We start from the raw sequence: 19,694 nt of genomic DNA on the forward strand, positions 1-19,694 counted from the left end.
TGTCGGTCTTCATCACGGGGCCGAGCTTCACTGGGACAGGATGCGCGAGACGTAGCGTGACACCGCACGCACCGCTGCCATCGTCGTCGGGTAGTCCATGCGGGTCGGCCCGAGCACGCCGAGGCGGGCGACGACGGTGTCCGGGCCCGTGCCGTAACCACTGCCGTAGCCGCTGGTCACGACGGAGGTGCCGTCGAGACCGAGGTGCAGGTTCTCGGCGCCGATCCGCACGGTGAGACCGCCGCGGTCGGCGTCCTCGGTCAGCTCCTGGACGAGGCGCAGGAGGACGACGTGCTCCTCGAGGGCCTCCAGGACGCTGCCGAGGGAGGTGCTGAGGTCGGCGCCGGACTTCACGAGGTTCGCGGTCCCGGCGATGACGACGCGTTCCTCCAGCCCCGCGGTGAGGCAGTCGCCCAGGGCGACGGCGACCTCCGCGGCGACGGCGAGGTCGCCGGGCGGGGTCTGCTGGACGAGGTCGGTGAGGTCGTCGCGGGCGTCGCGCAGCCGTTTGCCGACGACCCCGGCGTTGACGCGAGTGCGCAGGGCGGCGAGCTGGAGGCCGAGGGACTCCGGGTCGGCGGCGGAGCGGACGTCGAGGACGCGCTGCTCGACGCGACCGGAGTCGGTGATGAGCACCAGCAGCGCGCTGCGCCCGCCGACGGGGACGAGCTCGACGTGGCGGACGGCGGCGCGCGAGAGCGAGGGGTACTGCACGACGGCGGCCTGGCGGGTGATCTGCGCCAGCAGCCGGACGGTGCGGTCGACGATGTCGTCGACGTCGTCGGCCCCTTCGAGGAAGGTCTGGATCGCCCGCTTCTCGGCCGGCGTCATGGGTTTCACGTTGGCGAGGCGGTCGACGAAGAGGCGGTAGCCCTTGTCCGTGGGGATGCGTCCGGCGCTGGTGTGGGGCTGGGTGATGTACCCCTCCTCCTCCAGCACGGCCATGTCGTTGCGGATGGTGGCCGGGGAGACGCCGAGCTGGTGACGCTCGACGAGCATCTTGGAGCCGACGGGTTCGTGGCTGGACACGTAGTCCTCGACGATGGCGCGGAGCACCGCGAGCCTGCGGTCGTCGCTCATCCCGTCCCCTCTCCCCACTGGCACTCGTGTCGTTCGAGTGCCAAGTCTAGGCCGTCACCGCACGGCCGCGCCTCCCCCGTCAGCCACACGCGTCTGGTTAGCGTTCCGCGCGTGACCCGTTACGAAGACCGGTACGGCGGCGACGTGCTGTCCTCCGACCCGCACGCCCGCACGAACCCGAAGCCCACGCACCGCGACGAACCCGCCGTGCACGGCCTGGTCGTGGAGGACGTGGAGACCGGCTGGGTCGGGGCCGTCGTCCGGGTGGAGAAGAGCGGTGGTGTCCACGTCGTCGTCCTCGAGGACGGTCGCGGGCGCACCCGGACCTTCCCGCTGGGCCCGGGGTTCTGGGTCGAGGGGCAGCCCGTGCGCCTCGTCGCCCCGAAGGCCGCGGCCCCCGTGCGGGACACCCGCACGGCCAGCGGTTCGGTGGCCGTGGCCGGGGTGGGCGCGCGGACGGCGCGCGCCTCGCGGATCCTCGTCGAGGGCCGGCACGACGCCGAGCTGGTCGAGAAGGTGTGGGGCGACGACCTGCGGATCGAGGGGGTCGTCGTCGAGATGCTCGACGGGGTCGACGACCTCGACGCCGCGATCCGCTCCTTCGCCCCGCAGCGCGGTCGACGGATCGGGGTCCTGGTCGACCACCTGGTGCCGGGGTCGAAGGAGTCCCGGATCGTGGCGCAGGTGTCCAAGGGCCCGCACGTGCTGGTGCTGGGTCACCCCTTCATCGACGTCTGGCAGTCGGTGCGTCCGGAACGCCTGGGGTGGCAGCGGTGGCCGACGATCCCGCGCGGGCAGGACTGGAAGCACGGGATCCTCGCCGAGCTCGGCTGGCCGCACGCCACCCAGGCCGACGTCGCGCACGGCTGGAAGCGGATCCTCGGCACCGTCCGCAGCTTCGCCGACCTGGAGCCCGCGCTGCTCGGGCGGGTGGAGGAACTGGTGGACTTCGTGACGGCCGACCTGGACGACCGCTGAACGACGCGCCAGGATCGGAGGGTGAGCAACCCCCAGCACCCGCCGCCCCAGCAGCCGCCGATGTACTCCCCCGCGCCGATGACGCCCGCGGACGAACGGATGTGGGGGATGTTCGGCCACCTCTCCGCGATCGCGGCGTCCCTGATCGGGCTGCCCTTCCTCGGGCCGCTGATCGTCTTCCTGGTCTACAAGGACCGCAACGGGTTCGTGCGCGGGCACAGCGCCGAGGCGCTGAACATGACGATCTCGGTGATCGTCTACGAGATCGTCCTGTCGATCGTCTGCGGACTCATCACCGCGGTGACCCTGGGGTTCGGCTCGCCGATCTTCGTCCTGCTCGGGGTACCGGGGATCGTGTTCCTGGTGTTCGCGATCCTCGCGGCCGTCGCGGCGAACAGCGGCCGGGTCTACCGCTACCCGCTGATCTTCCGCCTGGTGCGCTGACCCCTCCCGGTGCGCCGGGCGGGGTTCAGGCGATGGCGCGCAGGTCCGCGGTCCGGGCCTCGAGGTCGCCGGCGAGGGGGATGACCGACACGGTGGTCACCCCGGCGGCGGCGTAGTCCGCCAGCCGGTTCCGCACGTGCTGCGCGGAACCCACCAGGCAGGTCGCGTCCAGGAACCCCGCGGGGACGGCGGCGGCGGCCTCCCGGTGCCGTCCGGCCAGGAAGTGCTCCTGGACCTCGTCGACGGCGTCGGAGAAACCGAGGCGACGACCGAGGTCGGCGTAGAAGTTCTTCTCGCGCGACCCCATGCCCCCCAGGTACAGGGCGACGTAGCGACGGACGGGGAGTTCGGCCCGGGTCCGCTCCTCCCCCGTCGCGTCGGTGAGCAGCAGCGCGACGCTGGCCGTGACCTCGAAACCCTCGGCGGGCCGGGGGCGCAGGGCGAACCCGGAGCGCAACTGGTCGAACTGGGTGGAGGAACTCTCCGGCACGAGGAACAGCGGCAACCACCCGTCGGCGATCTCGCCGGCGAGGGCGACGTTGCGCGGGCCGACGGCGGCGAGGTGGATCGGGAGGTCGGGGCGGGGCGGGGGTTGCATGAGCTTCAGCGGGATCCCCGGGCCGCCGGGCAGCGGCAGCGTGAGGTGTTCCCCGGCGTACTCGGAGGTCTGACGCGCGAGCAACCGCCGCACGACGTCGACGTACTCGCGGGTGCGCCCCAGGGGTTTCGCGAACGGCTGGCCGTACCACCCCTCGGCCACCTGCGGACCCGAGACGCCGAGCCCCAGGCGGAACCGGCCCCCGGAGATCCCGTCGAGGGTCGAGGCGGTCATCGCGGTCATCGCGGGGGTGCGGGCCGGGATCTGCAGGACGGCCGAGCCGAGCCCGATCCGCGACGTCCCCGCGGCCAGCCAGCCCAGGACGCTGACCGCGTCGGTGCCGTAGGCCTCGGCGACCCAGGCCGAGGCGTAGCCGGCCTCCTCCGCCGCTCGCGCCAGCGACAGCGCCTGCGCCGCGGCGGGGCCGATCTCACCGGTGAGGTAGCCGAGGCTCAGTCCGAGGTCCACCCGCCCGACCCTAGACCTCGGGGCAGGACCGGCAGGGCCCGGTCAGGTCACGCAGGTACCGCGCCGAGCACGAGTCCGGCGAGCAGGGCGAAGTCGTGCGGGTCCAGTGGCACCAGGCCACGGCGCAACCGGTACCCCCAGTTCGCGGACGCGGTCAGCGCCAGCCGGTCCCGGACCTCCTCGAGCGCGACCGGCTGCGCGGGTTCGTAGTCGACGAGACGACGGAACGGCCGGAACGAGCTCCCGAGCGCCATGACCTGCTCCGCCTGGAAGGTCTCGTCGTCGGCGACGACACCGAGCGCGGTGAACGCCCGGAGCGGGACCGTGCCGCCCATCTCCTCGGTCGGGGAGTAGTAGACGAAACCGTCACCGCGCCGGAACCGGTCCAGCCCGGAACGCTTGCCGTGCTGGACCTGCGCGAAACCCTGGCGGACACCGATCCGCACGTGGGCGGCGCTGACGACGCCGAGCCAGGCGCGTTCTGGGAGCTTCTCCATGCCGGGCAGTCTCACCGGAGAAGGTGACACCTCCTGTCAGGTTCAGGCCAGGAGCCGACGCACGACCGCGTCGGCCAGCAACCGGCCGCGGCGGGTCAGCGCGACCCGGCCGCCGGGGGCCGGCTCGAGGAGGCCGTCGAGGAGCAGCTGGGCGGTCTCCGTCCGCACCCCCCACCAGACGGGGTCGAAACCCTCGGACAGCCGGGACCGCAGCAGCACGTCCTCGACGCGGCGGTCCTCGGCGGCCAGGACCTCGCGGGCGTGGGCCGGGGACTCCCCGGCGCCGATGCGGCCGGCGTAGGCCGTGGGGTGCTTGACGTTCCACCACCGCACGCCCCCGACGTGGCTGTGCGCCCCGGGGCCGATCCCCCACCAGTCACCGCCGCGCCAGTAGGCGAGGTTGTGCCGGCAGGCGAAGCGGGGCTCACGCGCCCAGTTGCTCACCTCGTACCAGGCGAACCCGGCGGCCGCGAGGGTGTCGTCGACGATCTCGTACTTGTCGGCCTCGTCGTCGTCGGAGGGTTCCGGGACCTCGCCGCGGCGCATCTGCCCGGCGAGCTTCGTCCCCTGCTCGACGATGAGGGCGTAGGCCGAGACGTGGTCGGGTTCGCAGGACAGCGCCGCGTCGAGGCTGACGCGCAGGTCGTCCAGCGACTCCCCCGGCGTGCCGTAGATGAGGTCGAGGCTGACCTCCAGCCCCGCCTCCCGGGCCCAGCGCACGGCGAGCGGCACGCGGGCCGGGTCGTGGGTCCGTTCCAGCACGGCGAGGACGTGCGGGACGGCGGACTGCATCCCGAAGGACACCCGGGTGAAACCCGCCGCGGCGAGGCGCTGCAGGCCCTCGGGGGTGACGGAGTCCGGGTTCGCCTCGGTGGTCACCTCGGCGCCGGGCGCGATGCCGAGTTCGTCGCGGACGGCGCCCAGCATCAGTTCGAGGTCGGCGGCCGGGAGCAGCGTCGGGGTCCCGCCGCCGAAGAAGACGGTCTCGGCGGGCCGGACGGCGTCCCCGAGCACGCGGGCGGCGAGGTGGACCTCCTGCGCGGCGGTCGCGGCGTACGCGGCCTGCGAGCCACCACCGCCGAGCTCGGTGGCGGTGTAGGTGTTGAAGTCGCAGTAGCCGCAGCGCACCGAGCAGAACGGGACGTGCAGGTAGACGCCGAAGGTGCGGTCCGCCGCGCCGCGCAGGGCGTCGGGGGGCAGCGACCCGTCGGTCGGGACGGACTCGCCGTCGGGGAGGGTGCTCGGCACGCCCCCAGTGTCACCCCGCCGCCGCCGCTTCGTCGTACCCCTAGGGGGTAGGGGTTGCAGGAGGAACCCCAGGGGGGTATCAAGGAGTCATGGAGAACGCAGTCGGGTACGCCGGCGAGAAGGACGAGGTCCTGAAGCGCCTGCGCCGGATCGAGGGCCAGGTCCGTGGCCTGCAACGCATGGTCGAGGAGGACGTCTACTGCATCGACGTCCTGACGCAGGTCTCGGCGGCGACGAAGGCCCTGCAGGCCGTCGCGCTGTCGCTGCTCGACGACCACCTCGGGCACTGCGTCGCGCAGGCGGTCGCCGAGGGTGGTCCGGTCGCGGACGCCAAGATCAAGGAAGCCAGCGCAGCCATCGCGCGGTTGGTGAAGTCATGAGTGACGTCGGGAGTGAGGCGACGATGAACGAGTTCGACGTGTCCGGCATGACGTGCGAGCACTGCGTGCGGGCGGTGACCGAGGAGGTCTCGGCCCTGCCCGGTGTCACCGACGTCCGCATCACCCTCGTGCCCGGCGGGAACTCCACCGTGCACGTGACGAGCACCTCCCCCCTCGACCGGGCCGCGGTCACCGCCGCCGTGGACGAGGCGGGGTACGAGCTGGCGGAGTGACCCGGTGAGCGATCGGGTCGAACTGCTCATCGGCGGCATGACGTGCGCGTCCTGCGCGAACCGCGTCGAGAAGAAGCTCAACCGGATGCCGGGCGTCGAGGCGAGCGTCAACTACGCGACGGAGAAGGCGCACGTCCTGCTGCCCGTCGGCACCGCCGTCGAGGCGGCGATCGAGGTCGTCGAGGCGACGGGTTACACCGCCACCGTGCCCACCCCCCTCCCTGAGCGCGAACCCATGGTCTCCCAAGGGGATCCGGCGACGGAGGTCCTGCGGCGCCGGGTCCTGGTCTCCGCCGCGCTGGGGCTGCCCGTCCTGCTGCTCTCGATGGTCCCCGCCCTGCAGTTCACCAACTGGCAGTGGCTGGCCCTCACCCTGACCGCCCCGGTCGCGGTCTGGGGTGCGTGGCCGTTCCACCGCGCCGCGTTCGTGAACGCCCGCCACGGTGCGGCGACCATGGACACCCTCGTCAGCCTGGGCGTGATCGCCGCGTTCGCCACGTCGCTGGTGTCGCTGTTCCTCGGTGACGCGGGGATGCCCGGGATGCACATGGAGTTCTCGCTCTTCGGCTCCACCGGCGACGAGCTCTACCTCGAGGTCGCCTCGGTCGTCACCGTGTTCGTGCTCGTCGGGCGCTACCTGGAGGCCCGGGCCCGGCGCAGTTCCGGCGCCGCACTGCGGGCCCTGCTGGCGTTGGGGGCCAAGGACGTCGGGCTCCTCGACGACACCGGGGAACGTCGCGTCCCGATCGCGGAACTGCGGGTCGGGAACCGGTTCGTCGTCCGCCCGGGTGAGACGGTCGCGACCGACGGCACGGTACTCGAGGGATCCTCCGCCATCGACCTCAGCATCGTCACGGGTGAGACCGTCCCCGTCGAGGTCAGCGCGGGCGACGCCGTCGTCGGCGGCACCGTCAACGCCGGCGGCCGCCTCGTCGTGCGGGCGACGCGCGTCGGGGCCGACACCCAGCTCGCCCGGATCGGTCGCCTCGTCGAGGCGGCCCAGTCGGGAAAGGCTGCGGCGCAACGACTCGCGGACCAGGTGTCGGGGATCTTCGTGCCCGTCGTCCTCGTCGGGGCGGTGGCGACCCTCATCGGCTGGCTGCTGGCCGGGGCCTCCCCCGGTGCGGCCCTGACGACGGCCGTGGCGGTCCTCGTCATCGCCTGTCCGTGCGCGCTCGGGCTCGCGACCCCGACCGCGCTGCTGGTCGGCACCGGGCGCGGCGCCCAGCTGGGGATCCTCGTGAAGGGCCCGGAGGTCCTGGAGTCCACCCGCCGCATCGACACCGTCGTGCTCGACAAGACCGGCACCGTGACGAGCGGCCGGATGGCCCTCGTCGACGTCGTGCCCGCGGCCGGGGTGTCCCCCGAGGACCTGCTGCGAGCGGCCGGTTCGCTCGAGGACGCCTCGGAGCACCCCGTGGGCCGGGCGCTGGCCGCCGGGGCCCGGGCGCGGGTCGCGCTCTCCCCCGTGCGGGACGTGGTCGCCGCGGCGGGGGCCGGGATCGCCGGCGTCGTCGACGGTTCGCCCGTCCGCGCCGGTCGTCCCGACTGGGTGGGGGTTCCCGTGCCCGCGGAACTCGCCGGCGCCCTGGAGCAGGCCGAGTCCGCCGGACGCACGGCCGTCCTGGTCGCCTCCGCCGGCCGGGCCCTCGGCGTGCTGTCGGTCGCGGACACCGTGCGCGACACCAGCGCCGACGCCGTCGCCGGTCTGCGGTCGCTGGGCCTGCACCCGGTGCTGCTCACGGGCGACAACGAGCGGACGGCGCGGGCCGTCGCCACGGCCGTCGGCATCGACGACGTCACCGCCGGTGTCGCTCCCGAGGACAAGGTCGCCCACGTCGCCAGGTTGCAGGCCGCGGGGCACGTCGTCGCGGTCGTCGGGGACGGCGTCAACGACGCCGCGGCCCTCGCGACCGCCGACCTCGGCATCGCGATGGGCAGCGGCACGGACGTGGCGATCGAGGCGAGCGACCTCACCCTGGTGCGGGCCGACCTGCAGGCCGCCGTCGACGCGGTCCGGCTAGCCCGGCGCACGCTGTCCACGATCCGCGGGAACCTGTTCTGGGCCTTCGCCTACAACGTCGCGGCCCTGCCGGTCGCGGCGGCCGGACTGCTGAACCCCGTCGTCGCGTCCGCGGCGATGGCGTTCTCGTCGGTGTTCGTCGTCACCAACTCCCTGCGGCTGCGCCGTTTCCGCTAGACGATCAGATCCGGAAGCGCCCCACGGCGGAACGCAGGTCGGCGGTCAGGGTGGCGACCTGCTGGGCGGCCAGGCCGGCGTCGCGGCCACGGTCGGCGGTGACGGCGACGCTGCCGGACAGCGTGGCGAGGTCCGCCGCGGAACTGCGGGCGGAGAGGGCGACGGTCGAGACCTGGCGGTTGTTCTCGTCGCTCGCGGCGCTCTGCTCCTCGGTGGCGGCGGCGATCGTGGACTGCAACTCCGACATGCGCCCGATGACCTCGGAGATCTCCGCGATGGAGGCGAACGCCCCGGAACTGTCCACCTGCAGCGCCGCGACGGTGCGCGCGATCTCGTCGGTGGCGACGGCCGTCTCCTGGGCGAGCGCCTTCACCTCCCCGGCGACGACGGCGAAACCCCGTCCCGCCTCCCCGGCGCGCGCGGCCTCGATGGTCGCGTTCAGGGCCAGCAGGTTGGTCTGCGCGGCGATCCCGGCGATGACGTTGACGACCTTGCCGATCTCCTCGCTCGAGGCGCCCAGGCTCGACATCAGCGCGTTCGTCGCGTCGGCGATGCGGACGGCCTCCGCGGCGACCTCGTGGGAGGCTCCGGCGCTACGCGCGATCTCCGCGATCGCCGCCACCATCTGCTCCCCGGCGCCGACCATCCCGGCGGTCGCCTCGGAGACCTGGCCGGCCTCGCGCGCGGCGGAGGCGGCCAGGCGTTCGGAGCTGCCCGTCGCCGTGGCGATCTGGGCCGAGGACGAGGTCAGCCGGGCGCTGGAACCCTCGAGGTCCCCGGCCGTGGCGGAGATCGCCCCGACGAGGTCGCGCAGGCTGTCGAGGGCCTCGTCGAGGGCCTGGCCCGTGCGGCCGACCTCGTCACGGGCGGCGAGCCCGGACCGTGCGGTGAGGTCGCCCGAGCGCAGTGCGGTGACGACGTCCGAGACCGCGGCCAGGGGCCGGACGACGCTGCCCGAGACGAGTCGGGCGACGAACAGCAGGAGGGCAGCGGTCGCGACCAGGACGACCGCGAGGAGGGTGATCCCGTCGCGGCGCGCGTCCCGGACCGCCTGGCTCTCGAGTTCCAGGTGCTTCGCCGCGGCGTCGGCGACGACGGGCAGCAGCTCCTCGACGGTCGAGAACTGGGTGAGGAAGGCGGGGTAGGCGGCCAGGGCGGCGGCGGGGTCCGTCCCCGCCTGGGTGACGAGGGCCTGACCGGCCTCGGCGTAGGCCTGGACGGCGGGCCGCGCCGCGGCGACGGCAGCGGCGACGTCAGGGCCGAGGTCGGCCTCGTCCACGGCCTGCAGGCGGTCGAGGATCGCCGTGGCGGCCTCGGTGGCCCCGGCGACGGCTTCGGTGTACTGCGCACCGCGGGGGAAGACCAGCGACTGGAGCACGTTGCCGCGCAACGCGTCGTGGGACATGTCGGCCTCGAGCGTGGCCCGGACGACCACGCTGGCGCCCTCCAGGCGGGCCGTGGCCGCCGAGGTCTGGTTCAGCGTGACCAGGGTGACCGCCCCCAAGCCCGCGCTGCCGAGCAGGGCGACACCGGTGAAGGCTGCGAGCTTGCGGCGCAGACCCGCGTCGCGCCACGAGTGCGCGAGGGGGTGGCGGCCGGGGGTGGGCATGTGTGGCTCATCGACGCGCCGACGACGCCCCTTGAGCGGTTGCGGGCCCCGGGGTTTCTCGGTACCCGTTCCGTTTCCACCCACGTCCCCGGCGCAGGGTTTCCGGGCTCGGTCCCGTTGCGTCCGAAGGGGATCGGCGTCAGGACAGGCCGTTGTCCCGGGCCACCCCACCGAGCCAGGCGGCGCTGGGTTTGGGGTGGCGTTCGAAGGTCTCGCGGTCCCAGGCGACCAGGCCGAAGGTGGGACGGAACCCCGAGGCCCACTCGTAGTTGTCGAGCAGGCTCCAGTGCAGGTACCCGCGGACGTCGATCCCGTCCTCGAGGGACGCGTGGACCCCCTCGAGCGCACCCTGGGTGTAGGCGATCCGACGGGAGTCGTCGGCGGTCGCGATGCCGTTCTCGGTGACCATCAGCGGGACGCCACCGGTGAGTTCCCAGGCCGAGCGCAACCCGTCGGCCGCGGCCTGCGGGTAGAACTCCCAGCCGGTGAGCGTCGTCTCGACGTCGTCGGCCACGGGGACCGGGCCGTCCGGGCCGACGAAGGTGCGGGTGTAGGCCTGCACGCCGACGAAGTCGTTGCCCTGGGAGTTCTCCAGGTACCAGTCGTCGCGCGGGTGGCCGTAGGTGTGGACCATCTCCTCCGCGCCCGGTTCGCCCGTGCTCCTGAACGCCTGGGTGGCGATCGTCCAGCCGGACTTCACCTCCGGCAGCTGCGAGAGCACGTCGCGGGCGCGTTCGTGCGACGCCAGCAGCTGGTCGGCGACGTGCAGGTCCGGGTTCGGCAGACCGTGCGCGACGAGGTTCGAGGCATCCTCTCCCCCGGCCAGCATCGCCGCGATGTTGGGTTCGTTGATGGTGCAGACCCACTCCACGTCGCGGACGACGGGCAGGGCCGCCTCCACGTAGCGGCCGAACAGGTCGACGGCGTCGTCGGCGCGCCAGAACCCGTCGCGCTCGAACCAGCGCGGCACCGTGAAGTGCATGAGGGTCACGACCGGCTCGATGCCGAACTCGCGGCAGGTGTCGACCATCCGCCGGTAGTGGTCGAGAGCCGCGCGGGAGACGAAACCCCGTTCGGGTTCGATGCGGGCCCACTCGATGCTGAACCGGTAGGAGTTCATCCCGAGGTCGGCGAGGATCCGGATGTCCTCGCGGTAGCGGTGGTAGCTGTCGGCGGCGTCGCCAGAGGGCTCGACGATCGAGGTACCGGTTTCGTGCTCGTGCACCCACCAGTTGCTGCCGACGTTGCCGCCCTCGATCTGGTGGGCGGCGGTGGCGGCACCCCAGAGGAAGCCGTCGGGGAAGCGGAGCATGGGTCGTCCTTCCGGTGTGTCGATCAGCGCGAGTGCGCGCGGGCGGGGTTCGGGACGGCGTCCAGCAGTTGCACCGTGTAGGGGTCGGTGGGGTGCTGCAGGACCTGCGCCGTCGACCCGCGTTCGACGACGCGACCCTCGTGCAGGACGAGGATGTCGTCGGTGATGAGCCGGGCGCTCAGCAGGTCGTGGGTGATGTAGAGCAGCGACAGTCCGAGCCGTTCACGCAGTTCCTCGAGGAGGGCCAGGACGCCGGCGCGCAACGACACGTCGAGCATCGACACCGGTTCGTCGGCGATGAGCACCTGCGGTTCGCAGGCCAGCGCGCGGGCGATGACGACCCGCTGACGCTGCCCGCCCGAGAGCTGGTGCGGGAGCTTCTGCGCGAACTGGCCGGTCGGCGCGAGGCCGACGGTCTCCAGGATCTCGTGGACCCGACGGCGAGCGTCGGCGCCCTTGAGGTCGGTGTGGTTCAGCACCGGACGGGTCAGCTGGTACTCGACGGTGTGCAGCGGGTTCAGCGCCGCGTAGGGGTCCTGGAAGACCATCTGCACGTTGCGGTGCAGGGCCTTCAGACCCCGGCCGTTGAGCTTGCCGATGTTCAGGTCGCCGTGGGAGACGGAACCCTCGGTAGGGGCCTCGACGCCGGTGATCATCTTCGCCAGCGTGGACTTGCCGGAACCGCTCGCCCCGACCAGGGCCAGCGCACCGCCGGGTTCCAGGGTGAAGGAGACGTCCCGCACGGCCTGCACGGGGGCTTCGCCCCGACGCGGCGCCGGGTAGGTCTTCGAGACCCCGTCGACGACGATCGCGGAACCGCCGGGGCGACCGTGGTCGCGGCGGGGACGCAGGCTGCGGTCCTCGAACCCGGGCAGCGAGACGACCTCGCCGCGCGGGTCGGCGTAGTGGCTCAGCAGCATCCGGGTGTAGTCGTCGTGGGGGTCCTCGTGGACCTGCTGCGAGGTCCCGTCCTCGACGATCCGTCCCTCGTGCATGACCAGCACGCGGTCGGCCGTCTCCAGGACGATGCCGAGGTCGTGGCTGATGAGGACGGCGGTGAAACCCTCGGTGCGCTGGAGCGCGGTGATGGTGTCCATCACCGCGTGCTGCACCAGGACGTCGAGCGCCGTCGTCGGCTCGTCGAAGACGACCAGCTGCGGGTCCAGCGACAGCGCCAGTGCGATCGAGACCCGCTGCCGCATGCCCCCGGAGAGTTCACCGGGGAAGCGGTCGAGGACCTTGGTCTCCAGTTCGACCTTGCCGAGCAGCTCCGCCGCCCGGTCCCGCCAGTGCGCCCGCGGTACGTGGCCGTGGGCCCGGAAGACGTCGACGAAGTGGTCGCGGATGCGACGCACCGGGTTCAGTGCGTTCATCCCGGACTGCAGGACCATCGCGAACCCGCCCTGCCGTTGCCGGCGGAGCTGTTCGTCGTCGAGTTCGCGGACGTCGTGACCGCCGAAGAGGATCTGCCCGCCGTTGGTGCGGGCCGGGGGCTTCTGCAGCCGGGTGATGGCGTAGCCGAGGGTCGACTTGCCGGACCCCGACTCCCCCACCAGACCGACGAACTCGCCGCGGCGCAACGTGAACGAGACGTGGTCGACGGCCTGGACGGGGTCCTGGCCGGCCGACTCGTAGACGACGGACAGGTCGCGCACGTCCAGCAGCGGCTCGCCGAGCTCGCCCCCGGAACGCGATCCGGTGCCCAGGGTGTCGGGGCTGGTCATCACTTCCCCTTCCGAGCGGTCTTCGGCGCGGTCTTCCGGGCGATCTTCGTCGAGCCCTCGCGCAACCTGGGGTTGCTGACGGCGTCGACACCGAAGTTGATGAGGGTCAGGCTCATGGCCAGCAGAGCGATGCAGAGACCGGGGGCGAACAGCAGGGCCCACTGCCCCGTGAGGAGCGCACTGGAGTTCTGCGCCCAGTAGATCATCGTGCCCCAGCTGACCACGGAGGTGTCGCCGAGGCCCAGGAACTCCAGCCCCGCCTCGGCGAGGATCGCCGCGGTCGCCGCGCCGAAGAAGCTCCCGACGATGAGCGAGGTCATGTTCGGCAGGATCTCGCGGAAGACGATGCGGGCCGAGGAGTCGCCGGAGAACCGGGCCGCCTCGACGAAGTCGCGGGAGCGCAGGGACTGCGTCTGGGACCGCAGGACGCGGGCGCCCCAGGCCCAGCCGGTGATGACGATCACGGCGATGATGACGGTGATGCCACCGTTCTGCAGGTAGGCCGCGATGACGATCATGAAGGGCAGACCCGGGATGACGAGGAACAGGTTCACCACGAACCCGATGACCTCGGCCACCCACCCGCGGGTGTAACCCCAGGACAGACCGACGAGCACGGCGACGACCGTCGCGAGCAACCCGGCGGTGAACCCGACGAGGACGCTGATCCGGGCCCCGTGGACCAGTTGGCTCAGGACGTCCTCACCGGCGGCCGTGGTGCCCAGCCAGTGCGCCGCGGAGACGTCCTGGCCGCCTTCGAAGCTGTTGTCCTTGCCGTCGTAGGGCGCGATCAGCGGCGCGAACACCGCGACCAGGAGGAAGAACACCAGGACGACGACGCCGACCCGGGCCTTGCGGTTGGACCAGACGGTCGCGGCGGAGCGGCCGACGGTGCGCCAGGCGCTCGGTCCGCGGTCGACGCTGAGATCGCTCGGGGTGGTCGAGGTGGCCACGGGGATCACTTCCGGGTGCGGGGGTCGAGGAGGCCGTAGAGCACGTCGACGAGGAAGTTCGCGACGAGGACGCTCACGGTGATCATGAGGAACAACGCCTGCATCAGCGGGTAGTCCTGCCCGATGACGGCGTTGAAGAGGAGGTAGCCGATGCCCGGGTACCCGAAGACCTGCTCGACCAGCACCGACCCGCCGACGACCCCGCCCAGCGACAGCCCGAAACCGGTGAGGTTCGGCAGGATCGCGTTGCGGGCGGCGTAGCGGATCGCGACGGTGCGCCCGCGCAGCCCGTTCGCCTCGGCGAAGGTGACGTAGTCGTCGCCGAGGGTGTTGATCATCGCGTTGCGCATCCCGAGGATCCAGCCGCCCAGCGAGGTCAGCAGGATCGTGATCGCGGGCAGCGCGGCGTGGGCCAGGGCGTCGCCGAGGAAGTCGAGCCCGAACGCCGGCGTCGTCGTCGCCGAGTAGGCCCCCGTCGTCGGGAACCAGTGCAGGACGTAGCCGAGGAAGAACAGCAGCAGCAGCGCGGTCCAGAAGTACGGGAACGTCGAGAGGAAACTGCCCGACAGGGTCGGCAGCGCGTCCAGCCAGGTACCCCGCTTCCACGCCGAGGCGACGCCGATGAGGGTCCCGAGGACGAACGCCAGCACCGTGACCGCACCGACCAGCACCAGGGTGTAGGGCAGGGCCTGGGACACCATCGAGGAGACGGTCTGCGGGTAGAACGTGTAGGAGACCCCGAAGTCCAGGGTGAGCACCTGGTGCAGGTAGGAGACGTACTGCGAGAGCAGGTTGCCGTCCGGAACCCCGAGCTGGGCCTCGATGGCGGCGCGGGTGGCGGGGCTGACGGGTCCGTTCTGGGAGAGCTTCGCGACGGCGGCGTCGGCCGGGGTGCCCGGCATGAGCCGCGGCAACGCGAAGTTGACGGTGACGGCGGCCCAGAGGGTGAGCACGAACAGGCCGAGCTTCCCGAGCAGGTAGCGACCGGGGAACCCGGCCCCGGGCACCCGGGAGACCCGGGGTGGCGCAGCGGTGTCGAGGGCGGTCATGCCGCACCCCCCTTCCCGGTGAGCCGGAGGCGGGTGAAGATGCCCAGCGGCGCGGAGTCGTAGTTCTGCGGGGCCATGTACGGGTCGGCCTCGGTGGGCCAGCCGGTGAACTTGGCGTCGTTGTAGAGACCCCAGAGCCCGCCGTAGTAGAGCCCGATGACGGGCAGCTCGTCGTAGACCTTCTGCTGCAGCGCCTGCGCGGCACGCAACTGGGCGGCGGGGTCGGTGGAGGACTTGAACGCCGTCAGCAGGTCGTCGACCGCGTCGTCGGAGAACCGTTCGTAGTTCGCCTGCGTCGTCTTCCCCACCTCGGTGACGAAGTCGCTGGACATCAGGTCGTTGAAGGCGCGGAACACGTCGCCGCCGCCCATGCCGCCGATCGCGACCTCGAACTCGCCGTTGCCCAGCGCGGACTGGTACCCCGCCGGCTGCGGGAGCTGGAGGGAGACGTCGAGGCCGATCTCGCCGAGCTGGCGCTGGACCTCCTGGGCCGCGCGGGTCCAGTCGGTGTAGCCGTTGGCGGAGGTGAGGGCGAAACCCAGCTGCTTCCCGCCCGCGTCGACCAGCTTGTCCCCCTGCAGGGTCCAGCCGGACTGCGCGAAGGCGGCGAGCGCCCCGTCGCGGTCCTGGGCGACCATCCCCTGGTCCGGGATGTCGGGGTTCAGCCACTCCTGCTGGTTGGGCAGCATCAACCCGGTCTGGCCGGCGGGTTGCATGTACCCCTCGCTGGCCACCTGGGCGATGCGGGCCCGGTCCAGGGCGAGCGACATCCCGCGGCGCACGTTGACGTCGTCGAAGGGGGCGACGGTGTGGTTGGGGACGAGGGCGATGATGCCGCCGGGCGGGAACCAGAACTTGTTGTGCTCGCTGGCCGCGCCCCACGTCCCCTCGACGTCGGAGATGAACGAGTAGCTCCAGTCGTAGCCGCGGGTGACGGTGTCGAGCTGGTTGCTGGTGCCCGGCAGGATCAGGTGGGCGATCTCGATCTTCTCGGCCTGCCAGTAGTCCTCGTTGCGGTCCATCGAGTACTGCTGCGGGTTGTAGTTGCCCAGCACGAAGGGTCCGGTGCCGACGGGGTTCTCGTTGCGGAACGTCGAGGGATCCGCGACGTCGCGCCACAGGTGCCGCGGCACGATGCAGGTGACGCCGAGGACCGCGAGCGCCGGGACGTCGTCGGTCTGCAGGTGGAAGACGACGTGGTCGCCCTGCACCTCGAGGGAGTCCAGGTGCTGCCAGGCGCCCTTGGTGTCGAGGGAGGGGTTCGCCTGGAACAGGTCGAAGGTGAACTTCACGTCGTCGGCGGTGAACTCCTCGCCGTCGCTCCACCGCGCCTGCCGGATCGTCATGTCGATCGTGCGGGCGTCGGGGAGTTCCCAGGACTCGGCGAGCCAGGGGATCTGCTCGCCGTCGAGGGGGTTCACCAGGACGAGGGGTTCGTAGATCCACGTGGACGCGGTCCGCTTGTTCGTCAGGTACGGGTTGAAGTTCCTGTCGAAGAGCGGGTTGCCCTTGTCCGCGTTGATCAGCATGGTGTCGGCGCCGATCGTCGGATCGGGCTGGCTGCGCACCTGCACGCTGCATCCGCTGAGTCCTGCGGCACTCGCGAGCGCGGCACCTGCACCGAACCCTGCGAGCACTCCCCGGCGCCTCATGGCCGGGCCCTGCCGAAGCGTCATCGCTCTCGACCTCCACGTCGTCGTCCAGGCCAACGTATGCGCTTACATCGTGTGGTGCAAGCCCGTGCCGCCCGGACGGCTCAGAGCGTGGGCGGGCAGCTCTCCCGCAGCAGCACCTCGACGGGCAGCCGGGTGTCCAGCCGCGGCGCCTGCGGCAGCGCGAGGCGGTCGACGATCGCGCGCACCGCGGCCCGCCCCAGTTCCGCCATGGGCTGGGCGACGGTCGTCAGGGGCGGCTCGGTGAACCGGGAGACGTCGATGCCGTCGAACCCGGTCACCAGGACGTCCCCGGGGACCGAGAGCCCGCCGGCCCGGACCGCGTCGAGCGCCCCCAGCGCGGACTGGTCGTTGGCGCACACCAGCGCCCGCGGGATCCGCTCCCGCAGCAGCCGGGTCACCGCCTCGAAGGCCCGGTCCCCCCGGAAGTCCCCGCGCAGCACCGGGACGGTCTCCGGCGCCACCCCGGCCGCGGTCAGCGCGGCGAGGAACCCCCGACGTCGCTCGGCCTCGTCCGGGGAGTCCTGCGGACCGGCGACGTAGACGACGTCGCGGACCCCGAGGGTGGTGACGACGTGGGTGGTGAGGGCCTGCATGCCCGCGGCGTTGTCGACGCTCACGTGGTCGAACCCGTCGGCGCGGGTCGCGTCGGCCAGGACCACCACGGGGATGCGCCGCGCCACGTGGGCCAGCAGGTCGTCGGAGACCGTGCGGGCCAGCACGGCGAGCCCGTCGACCCGGCCGGCGATGTCGTTGACGATGACCTCCCGGCTCGGTCCCCGTCCGGCCGCGACCATCAGGGCGAACCCGCGCCGCCAGGCCTCCACCTCGGCCCCGCGCAGCACCTCGTCGAAGTAGAGGTTGCGCATGGCCGGCGCCGGTCCCGGTCGGCGGTCGTCGACGATGCGGACCCCGCCCCGCAGCGTCATCGCGGGTCGCGGGTCGCGGACCGCCTCGTCGCGGGGGTCCTCGCCCTCCAGTCCGTCGTGACCGGGGAAGCACAACCCGATCACCCCGGTGCGCCGTCCGGCGAGCGCACGGGCGTTGCCGGAGGGGACGTAGCCGAGGTCGCGCACGGCCGTCATCACCCGTTCGCGCGTCGCCTCCCGGACGGCGTCGGGGGTGCGCAGGACGCGGGAGACGGTGGCGATGGAGACGCTCGCGCGGTCGGCGACGTCGTAGACCGTGGGTGCCTTGCCGCCGGAGGTTCCCGGGGACGACGTGGCCGCCATGGCTGCGCGCCTCCTGCTCGCTCGTGCTCGTCCCGCGCTCGAGCGCGGTCACCACCGCAGAGCGCGGTGGGCTCGGACGATGCTACGGCGCTCCCCGGATCCCACCACCGGTTGCGGCGCGGGCCCCGGGGTCCAACCCTGTTCCGATGAACAGCAGGAACGTCCAGTCCCGGGCCGAAGACGGTGCCCGTCGGGGTGAGGCCTTCGCCCGGGCCCACGAGGCCGGGGTGAAGCGCGTCGGACGCGTGGGCGTCGCGGCCGAAGGGGTGGTCTACCTGCTCATCGCCTGGCTCGCGGCGCAGGTGGCGCTGGGTTCCGGCAGCGGTTCCGCCGACTCCAGCGGTGCGCTCGGCCAGATCGCCTCGAAGCCCTTCGGGGAGGTCCTGCTGGTCGTCCTGGCCCTCGGCTTCGTCGCCCTGCTCGCCTGGCAGGTCGTCGCGGCGATCACCGCGGACAAGACCTCGCGCCGGGTGAGCGCCGTGGCCAAGGCCGTGGCCGCCGCCGCGCTCGCGGTGTCGTCGCTGAAATTCGTCGCCGGGGGCGGCTCCTCCAGCGGTCAGCAGCAGCAGACCGTCACCCAGCGCGTCCTCGAGGCCCCCGGCGGGGCCGTCGTGGTCGTGGTCGTGGGTCTCGTGATCGTCGGGATCGGGGTCGCGACGGTCGTGCGCGGGCTCCAGGAGAAGTTCGAGGACAAGGTCGAGGGTTCGCTCTCGCCGGCCCTGACCGGACTGGGGGTCGCCGGCTGGGTCGCCCGCGGGGTCGCCTTCGCCGTCCTGGGCGTGCTGGTCGTCGTCTCGGCGACCGGCGACACGGGCAAGTCCCGCGGCCTGGACGCCGCCTTCCACGAGATCGCCGCCCAGCCCTTCGGCACCGTCGCGCTCCTGCTGGTCGCCCTCGGGCTCGCGGCCTACGCCGTCTTCCAGCTGATCACGGCCCGGCGCCGGAGTCGGGCCTGATCCGCTCGGCTCACCGTGAGAACGTGATCCGACCGGGACGGCGGCCCGGGAACCAATCCGGCCGAGGATCGGTTGCGAACTGAGGGTGGCCTTATGGACGCGGGCGCCGAACCGGCACACTGGTCCGCGGCAGTCCACCCCCAGACTGGGATCTCACGGAAGCAGGAGTCACGTGTCTCGCAAGATCATCACCCCGGGGGACATCCGCGACCACGTCCTGCGCCTCGGGGAGAAGTACCCGCCGATCAGCCTGGACTCCGTCGACCGCACGGTGCACGACCCCCGCCGGGTGCGCGACACCTTCGGCCACGTCATCGACTACCTGGCGCGCGTGGAGCTCGAGGTGGACCGCAACGTCCTCGAGCTGCTCACGCTGCTGCCGGACGTCTCCGAGACGGACCGCCTCTTCTACGCCGACGTCTGGCAGCCCCAGGAGATCCAGCACGGGCTGATCCTGGACCGGTTGCAGCAGGACATCGACATCGCCCCCGCCGACCCCAACACCGACGACGTGAGCGCCAAGATCCGGCTGCTGGGGTCCCTGGCGCACTTCAAACCGATCCAGGAGGTCGCGCGGCTGCTCTACTACCTGACCGGCGCGGCGACGGAGAAGTCCGCGGTCGTGGCCTACAACCTGCTCGTAGACGGCCTCGACGGGATCGGCGAGGACGCGATCTCGAAGACGGTCGTGCAGCCCATCCGCCGTCAGGAACCGGGCCACTTCGCCTTCTACCGGCTCTCGGCGACGGAGATGATCCAGCAGAACGTCCTCGCCCCCTGGCAGTTGCGACTGGCTAAGGTTCTGCGTCGCAAGTCCTTCGGGCTGGTCGGCGCGCACAACCCGCAGTACTCGGCGCAGCTCGGGGGGATCCTCAGCACCCTCGGTCTGGCCGAGAAGCTCGAGGACTTCGGCGCCCAGATCGGCCTGGTCGAGCGTGAGCTGCTGTGGGCGCGCGACCAGGGGATGCGCGTGCCCGACTACATCATGGCCGCGCTCAAGGACACGATCGAGCAGTTCCGCACCCAAGGACTGCCCCGCGTCGTGTGAGCAGTAGCGTTC

18 protein-coding genes are annotated in these 19,694 nt (G+C 72.2%); 7 read left to right on the plus strand and 11 right to left on the minus strand.

All coding sequences use genetic code 11. The features are described 5' to 3' along the window. Positions 1–27: 27 nt before the first annotated feature. Positions 28–1,080 (minus strand): heat-inducible transcriptional repressor HrcA, encoded by a 1,053-nt coding sequence (hrcA, locus tag SJY07_RS04400; protein WP_328295455.1) that lies wholly within the window; start codon positions 1,078–1,080, stop codon positions 28–30. Positions 1,081–1,191: 111 nt separating this feature from the next. Here hrcA and SJY07_RS04405 point away from each other — a divergent pair, with 111 nt between their 5' ends. Next, positions 1,192–2,058, plus strand: a complete 867-nt coding sequence (locus SJY07_RS04405; RefSeq protein WP_380157270.1) for a DUF3097 domain-containing protein — start codon at positions 1,192–1,194, stop codon at positions 2,056–2,058. Positions 2,059–2,079: 21 nt separating this feature from the next. After that, complete coding sequence (locus SJY07_RS04410; protein WP_328295453.1) at positions 2,080–2,502, plus strand: DUF4870 domain-containing protein; 423 nt, start codon at positions 2,080–2,082, stop codon at positions 2,500–2,502. 25 nt (positions 2,503–2,527) lie between these two features. On the opposite strand, the gene SJY07_RS04415 is transcribed toward SJY07_RS04410, so the two are convergent. Genes SJY07_RS04415 through hemW form a run of 3 tightly spaced genes read right to left on the minus strand, consistent with a single transcriptional unit; the run spans position 2,528 to position 5,313 of the window. Further along, on the minus strand, positions 2,528–3,568 hold the full coding sequence (locus SJY07_RS04415; protein ID WP_380157272.1) for an LLM class F420-dependent oxidoreductase: 1,041 nt from the start codon (positions 3,566–3,568) through the stop codon (positions 2,528–2,530). 47 nt (positions 3,569–3,615) lie between these two features. After that, a complete protein-coding gene (locus SJY07_RS04420) occupies positions 3,616–4,065 on the minus strand; it encodes an EVE domain-containing protein (RefSeq protein WP_380157274.1) in 450 nt (149 codons plus the stop codon). Between the two features lie 42 nt (positions 4,066–4,107). Further along, the gene (gene hemW / locus SJY07_RS04425) at positions 4,108–5,313 is read right to left on the minus strand and encodes a radical SAM family heme chaperone HemW (protein WP_380157277.1); all 1,206 of its coding nucleotides are present in this window, start codon (positions 5,311–5,313) and stop codon (positions 4,108–4,110) included. An 89-nt stretch (positions 5,314–5,402) separates the two neighbouring features. On the opposite strand from hemW, the gene SJY07_RS04430 reads away from it, so the two are divergent. From SJY07_RS04430 to SJY07_RS04440, 3 genes are read left to right on the plus strand one after another with little or no spacing between them, the layout of a single operon-like run. Beyond that, on the plus strand, positions 5,403–5,693 hold the full coding sequence (locus SJY07_RS04430) for a metal-sensitive transcriptional regulator (RefSeq protein WP_328295449.1): 291 nt from the start codon (positions 5,403–5,405) through the stop codon (positions 5,691–5,693). Next, entirely contained in the window at positions 5,690–5,926 is a 237-nt protein-coding gene (locus tag SJY07_RS04435; RefSeq protein ID WP_328295448.1) for a heavy metal-associated domain-containing protein, read from the plus strand. Before SJY07_RS04430 ends, SJY07_RS04435 begins: the two co-directional genes overlap by 4 nt. 37 nt (positions 5,927–5,963) lie before the next feature. Then, a complete protein-coding gene (locus SJY07_RS04440; protein WP_380162160.1) occupies positions 5,964–8,126 on the plus strand; it encodes a heavy metal translocating P-type ATPase in 2,163 nt (720 codons plus the stop codon). Positions 8,127–8,130: 4 nt separating this feature from the next. Here the strand turns inward: SJY07_RS04440 and SJY07_RS04445 are convergent, their stop codons facing one another. From SJY07_RS04445 to SJY07_RS04475, 7 genes are all read right to left on the minus strand, one after another. Further along, positions 8,131–9,735 carry a methyl-accepting chemotaxis protein gene (locus SJY07_RS04445; RefSeq protein ID WP_380157279.1) on the minus strand — a complete coding sequence of 535 codons (1,605 nt, stop codon included), beginning with the start codon at positions 9,733–9,735 and terminating at the stop codon, positions 8,131–8,133. Positions 9,736–9,874: 139 nt separating this feature from the next. After that, positions 9,875–11,047, minus strand: coding sequence for a glycoside hydrolase family 1 protein (locus SJY07_RS04450; RefSeq protein ID WP_380157281.1), 1,173 nt, complete (start codon positions 11,045–11,047; stop codon positions 9,875–9,877). A gap of 23 nt (positions 11,048–11,070) precedes the next feature. Next, a complete protein-coding gene (locus SJY07_RS04455; RefSeq protein WP_328295445.1) occupies positions 11,071–12,771 on the minus strand; it encodes an ABC transporter ATP-binding protein in 1,701 nt (566 codons plus the stop codon). Beyond that, a complete protein-coding gene (locus SJY07_RS04460) occupies positions 12,771–13,724 on the minus strand; it encodes an ABC transporter permease (protein ID WP_328295444.1) in 954 nt (317 codons plus the stop codon). Before SJY07_RS04460 ends, SJY07_RS04455 begins: the two co-directional genes overlap by 1 nt. 5 nt (positions 13,725–13,729) lie before the next feature. Further along, positions 13,730–14,773: an ABC transporter permease gene (locus tag SJY07_RS04465; protein ID WP_328295443.1), complete on the minus strand. Its 1,044-nt coding sequence runs from the start codon at positions 14,771–14,773 to the stop codon at positions 13,730–13,732. Continuing rightward, on the minus strand, positions 14,770–16,347 hold the full coding sequence (locus SJY07_RS04470) for an ABC transporter substrate-binding protein (RefSeq protein ID WP_380157284.1): 1,578 nt from the start codon (positions 16,345–16,347) through the stop codon (positions 14,770–14,772). Before SJY07_RS04470 ends, SJY07_RS04465 begins: the two co-directional genes overlap by 4 nt. Before the next feature lie 182 nt (positions 16,348–16,529). After that, positions 16,530–17,678, minus strand: coding sequence for a LacI family DNA-binding transcriptional regulator (locus SJY07_RS04475; protein ID WP_380157286.1), 1,149 nt, complete (start codon positions 17,676–17,678; stop codon positions 16,530–16,532). Positions 17,679–17,824: 146 nt separating this feature from the next. Here SJY07_RS04475 and SJY07_RS04480 point away from each other — a divergent pair, with 146 nt between their 5' ends. Continuing rightward, complete coding sequence (locus SJY07_RS04480; RefSeq protein WP_380157288.1) at positions 17,825–18,634, plus strand: DUF1206 domain-containing protein; 810 nt, start codon at positions 17,825–17,827, stop codon at positions 18,632–18,634. 172 nt (positions 18,635–18,806) lie between these two features. Beyond that, complete coding sequence (locus tag SJY07_RS04485) at positions 18,807–19,682, plus strand: GTP-binding protein LepA (protein WP_328295439.1); 876 nt, start codon at positions 18,807–18,809, stop codon at positions 19,680–19,682. Positions 19,683–19,694: the final 12 nt, after the last annotated feature.

This window comes from Kineococcus sp. R86509, from assembly GCF_042466365.1.
Classification (GTDB): Bacteria; Actinomycetota; Actinomycetes; order Actinomycetales; family Kineococcaceae; genus Kineococcus.

Coding starts and splice junctions, on each gene's coding strand:
- SJY07_RS04440 (WP_380162160.1), top strand. CDS start 5,964: ATGACGTGCGCGTCCTGCGCGAACCGCGTCGAGAAGAAGCTCAACCGG.
- SJY07_RS04435 (WP_328295448.1), top strand. CDS start 5,690: ATGAGTGACGTCGGGAGTGAGGCGACGATGAACGAGTTCGACGTGTCC.
- SJY07_RS04420 (WP_380157274.1), bottom strand. CDS start 4,065: ATGGAGAAGCTCCCAGAACGCGCCTGGCTCGGCGTCGTCAGCGCCGCC.
- hrcA (WP_328295455.1), bottom strand. CDS start 1,080: ATGAGCGACGACCGCAGGCTCGCGGTGCTCCGCGCCATCGTCGAGGAC.
- SJY07_RS04480 (WP_380157288.1), top strand. CDS start 17,825: ATGAACAGCAGGAACGTCCAGTCCCGGGCCGAAGACGGTGCCCGTCGG.
- SJY07_RS04455 (WP_328295445.1), bottom strand. CDS start 12,771: ATGACCAGCCCCGACACCCTGGGCACCGGATCGCGTTCCGGGGGCGAG.
- SJY07_RS04465 (WP_328295443.1), bottom strand. CDS start 14,773: ATGACCGCCCTCGACACCGCTGCGCCACCCCGGGTCTCCCGGGTGCCC.
- SJY07_RS04445 (WP_380157279.1), bottom strand. CDS start 9,735: ATGCCCACCCCCGGCCGCCACCCCCTCGCGCACTCGTGGCGCGACGCG.
- SJY07_RS04475 (WP_380157286.1), bottom strand. CDS start 17,678: ATGGCGGCCACGTCGTCCCCGGGAACCTCCGGCGGCAAGGCACCCACG.
- SJY07_RS04430 (WP_328295449.1), top strand. CDS start 5,403: ATGGAGAACGCAGTCGGGTACGCCGGCGAGAAGGACGAGGTCCTGAAG.
- SJY07_RS04450 (WP_380157281.1), bottom strand. CDS start 11,047: ATGCTCCGCTTCCCCGACGGCTTCCTCTGGGGTGCCGCCACCGCCGCC.